The following is a 3,129-nucleotide window of genomic DNA, read 5'->3' on the forward strand; positions in this document are numbered from 1 at the left end:
GACTGGACCGGGTTTTATCGAGTCACCGAACCCGAATTGCTCAAGATCGGCCCGTACCAGGGGGGCCACGGCTGCCTGGTAATTCCATTTTCGCGCGGTGTCTGCGGCGCTGCAGCGCGCAGCGGGCAGGTCCAGTTGGTTCCAGACGTCGATGCCTTCCCCGGCCATATTGCCTGTGCGAGTTCGACCCGGTCCGAGCTGGTGTTGCCGGTCCGTGATCGGACCGGAGCCGTCATCGGCGTTCTCGACATAGACAGCGATCGACCCGATGCCTTCACCGAAGAAGATGCGACGGAACTCGCCGCCATCCTTGACAGCGTCTTCGCAAGATGAACCTGCACGGCTGGCTCGTTTTTGCAGCGTTCTGGGCGGTCTTCGTCACCACGCCCGGCCCGAACGCGGTGAACTGCATCACCAACGGCATGACTTACGGCTTTCGCCGCGCATTATGGGGGGTTCTGGGTATCCTGACGCAGGCGACGCTTTTCCTGTTCCTTTCAGCGCTGGGCGTCACCGCCCTGATCGCCGCATCGCCCGCTGCCTTCTTCTACGCCAAGCTGATCGGTGCGGCCTTTTTGGTCTTTCTTGGCGTCCGCGGGTGGATCGTCGCCGCCCGTCCAGTCACCCTGTCGCAGGCGCACGGTCGCCATATCTATATGCGTGCACTGGCGATTGCCACGATCAACGCCAAGAGCGTGGCCGGCTACCTTGCCGCTTTCAGCCAGTTTGTCCAACCCGAGGTGCCGATCTGGGGCCAGATGGCGGCTATTGTGCCGACGGCACTGATGATCACCGCACTCAGCTACACCGGATATACCGCGCTGGGGGCTGGACTTGGTCGATTGGCTTATGGCGCGATCATGAATTTCTGGTTTCGCCGCATCATGGCGCTATGCTTCATTGGCTATGGCTTGGCGCTGGGATTGGCCGGCGCCCCTGAATTCAGGAGAGTATGATGATCCGAGGATCCTGCCTCTGCGGCGACGTGACCTTTGAGGTCCATGGCGACATCTCGCAGCCTGTGGCCTGTCATTGCGGTCAATGCCGCCGGCAATCCGGCCATTTCTGGGCGTCAAGTTCAGTGCCGGACGACCGTCTGCATATCACCCGCGATGATGGGCTGACGTGGTACTCTTCCAGCGATATCGCGCGGCGCGGATTTTGCAAAACCTGCGGGTCGTTCCTGTTCTGGAAGCACAACGAAGAAACCAAGACCTCGTTCAGCATGGGTGCGCTCGCGGCCCCGACAGGCGCGAGACTCGGGCGCCATATCTTCGTGGACGACAAGGGCGACTACTATGACATAACGGACGGTCTGCCGCAAAGCGGGCTCTGACGACATTGAGACTGGTCGCTCCGCCGTGCTATCGCCCGCGAATGGACAGTTACGACCCGCCAACAGATCCGCTGAAGATCCTGTATTCCGATCATCACTTGCTGGTCGTCGACAAACCGGCGGGCCTGTTGTCGGTGCCCGGTAAGGGCGAGCACCTTGCCGACTGCTTGCTCTGCCGTATTCAGGCTGCCTGGCCCGAGGCACTTCTGGTTCATCGGCTCGACCGCGACACATCCGGCGTCATGGTCTTCGCGCTCAGCTCGATGGCTCAGCGCCACCTCGGTCTCCAGTTCGAGAAACGGCAGACCAAGAAGGTCTACTACGCGCGCGTCTGGGGCCACGTGGCCGCAAAGACTGGTACCGTCGACCTGCCAATCATCGTCGACTGGCCGAATCGTCCATTACAGAAGATCGATCACGAAAAGGGACGACAGGCAGTCACGGACTGGCGCGTGGTGCGATATGAGGACGCTGAAACCCGTGTGCGGCTTTTCCCGCACACGGGGCGCAGCCACCAGCTTCGCCTTCACATGAAAGAAATCGGCCACCCGATCCTTGGCGACCCATTTTACGCCACGGGTCCTGCGCGCGATTTTCCCCGCCTCATGTTGCATGCAGAGTCCTTGCGCCTGCGGCACCCTGAAGGCGGCGCTGGCATGAACTTCTCTGCCCCGCGCCCGTTCTGAAGCGCACCTTCGGCGACCCGTGCGGCAGACTGTCGCCTCGAGCTCAAAGGCCTCCACCGGGGGGTGACATCGCTGGCATGGGTAAACATATGTGAAGATGAATATGAAGCGAGAACCTGAAAGGATTTAACCATGGGTTTACGTATTAACGACACGATCCCGAACCTCACAGTCGCAACCGATCAGGGCACGATGCAGTTGCATGATTGGATCGGTGACAGCTGGGCGATCCTGTTTTCCCACCCGAAGGACTTCACGCCTGTCTGTACGACGGAGTTCGGTGCCGTCGCACAGCTGGCCGAGGCGTGGAAAGAACGCGGCACCAAGGTCATGGGCATTTCGGTTGACAGCGTGGAAGAGCACAAGAAGTGGAAGGCAGACATTGAAGTCTTTGCGGGTGCCAAGGCGGGTTTTCCGATCATCGCCGATGAGGATCTGAAGGTCGCCAAAGCATTCGACATGCTTCCGGCCGATGCTTATCTGCCAGAAGGACGCACCGCTGCCGACAGCGAAACAGTCCGAGCTGTCTTTATCGTCGGACCGGACAAGAAACTGAAACTCTCCATGACCTACCCCATGAATGTCGGTCGCAACTTCGCTGAAGTTCTGCGCGCCCTCGACGCATTGCAAACCGCTGCCAAGGAAACCATCGCGACTCCGGCCAACTGGAACGTGGGCGACGATGTGATCATCCCAACGAAGGTCAGCAACGAGGACGCAAAGAAGAAATACGGCGAATTTGAAACCGTTTTCCCTTACCTGCGCAGGACCAAACTTCCAGCGTGATACAATTGGGCCCCGGCCATAGGCCGGGGCCCCCTGGCAATCCATAAAGCGCAATTCTGGTTGGCAATCTTCGCCCTACACCGGCTACGCCGCTTTCACACCGATCCCTGCAAGCCTTCGGATCCTGCATGCATCTTTGATGTGTTGCGGTCCTGCGCAGACTTACGTCGTTACTGTCGCCAATCAGTAGGGTGGATAGATCCAGACGGTGAATTTAGATGCGCCCGATGCGGCAACTGCGGGAGCGATTGCCGCTTTGCCGTTGCTGCCGCAGTCGATCAGGAAGGGTGCAAACTGACTGGCCTTCGCGTTGTACTGGCC

The 3,129-nt window shown here is 59.7% G+C and carries 5 protein-coding genes; all 5 read left to right on the forward strand.

What is annotated here, in order from left to right; translation table 11 throughout:
* Window positions 1-333 (forward strand): GAF domain-containing protein (locus tag WBB85_RS18880; protein ID WP_432640136.1); only part of this gene is annotated, 333 nt, incomplete at its 5' end.
* Window positions 330-956 (forward strand): LysE family translocator, encoded by a 627-nt coding sequence (locus WBB85_RS18885; protein ID WP_432640137.1) that lies wholly within the window; start codon window positions 330-332, stop codon window positions 954-956. The genes WBB85_RS18880 and WBB85_RS18885, both read left to right, overlap by 4 nt.
* Window positions 953-1,336, forward strand: a complete 384-nt coding sequence (locus WBB85_RS18890) for a GFA family protein (protein WP_432640138.1) — start codon at window positions 953-955, stop codon at window positions 1,334-1,336. Before WBB85_RS18885 ends, WBB85_RS18890 begins: the two co-directional genes overlap by 4 nt.
* Before the next feature lie 41 nt (window positions 1,337-1,377).
* On the forward strand, window positions 1,378-2,022 hold the full coding sequence (locus tag WBB85_RS18895) for an RluA family pseudouridine synthase (protein ID WP_432640139.1): 645 nt from the start codon (window positions 1,378-1,380) through the stop codon (window positions 2,020-2,022).
* Between the two features lie 132 nt (window positions 2,023-2,154).
* A complete protein-coding gene (locus WBB85_RS18900; RefSeq protein WP_432640140.1) occupies window positions 2,155-2,808 on the forward strand; it encodes a peroxiredoxin in 654 nt (217 codons plus the stop codon).
* The last annotated feature ends 321 nt before the right edge of the window (window positions 2,809-3,129 follow it).

The sequence above is a fragment of the Albidovulum sp. genome, assembly GCF_049646345.1.
Classification (GTDB): Bacteria; Pseudomonadota; Alphaproteobacteria; order Rhodobacterales; family Rhodobacteraceae; genus Albidovulum.

Bases quoted from the DNA above. Each gene is read 5' to 3' on its own strand.
- WBB85_RS18895 (WP_432640139.1), top strand. From the start codon at position 1,378: ATGGACAGTTACGACCCGCCAACAGATCCGCTGAAGATCCTGTATTCC.
- WBB85_RS18885 (WP_432640137.1), top strand. From the start codon at position 330: ATGAACCTGCACGGCTGGCTCGTTTTTGCAGCGTTCTGGGCGGTCTTC.
- WBB85_RS18900 (WP_432640140.1), top strand. From the start codon at position 2,155: ATGGGTTTACGTATTAACGACACGATCCCGAACCTCACAGTCGCAACC.
- WBB85_RS18890 (WP_432640138.1), top strand. From the start codon at position 953: ATGATGATCCGAGGATCCTGCCTCTGCGGCGACGTGACCTTTGAGGTC.